The following is a 433-nucleotide window of genomic DNA, read 5'->3' as shown; positions in this document are numbered from 1 at the left end:
ATACAGCGCCTCATCGGCGGCTTCGAAAACGACGCTCTGCGCCAGCGTGCGCGCGTCGAAAGTCGCGATACCGATGCTCGCGCCCACCTGCACCATCGCCTCACGCCAGCGAAACGGCTTGTTGCATGCGGAGAGGATATTGGCCGCAACCGTCTTGGCGTCGTCCGGGTGCGACAGGTGCTCGAGGATGACGGCGAACTCGTCGCCGCCAAAGCGCGCCACGCCGTCATACGGGCGCACCGCCCGTGCCAAGCGCTGCGCGAAGGTCCGCAGCAGCGCATCGCCCACGGCATGTCCGTGCGTGTCGTTGACGACCTTGAAGCCGTCGAGGTCGACCAGCAGCAGCGCGCCGGTGGATCCGGTCACACGCGCCTGGTCGAGCGCCGCCAGCAAACGCTCTTCAAAGCCGGCGCGGTTGGCCAGGCCAGTGAGG

General features: G+C 67.7%; 1 protein-coding gene. It reads right to left on the bottom strand.

Annotation, left to right across the window (positions count from 1 at the left end; translation table 11 throughout):
• The coding region (locus D7V93_RS44120) for a GGDEF domain-containing protein (RefSeq protein WP_147451742.1) at positions 1–433 on the bottom strand (433 nt) is incomplete at both ends.

This window comes from Corallococcus llansteffanensis (assembly GCF_003612055.1).
Lineage (GTDB): Bacteria > Myxococcota > Myxococcia > Myxococcales > Myxococcaceae > Corallococcus > Corallococcus llansteffanensis.
The sequence above is the reverse complement of the archived record's forward strand: the minus strand, read 5'-3'. Positions and strand labels throughout refer to the sequence as shown.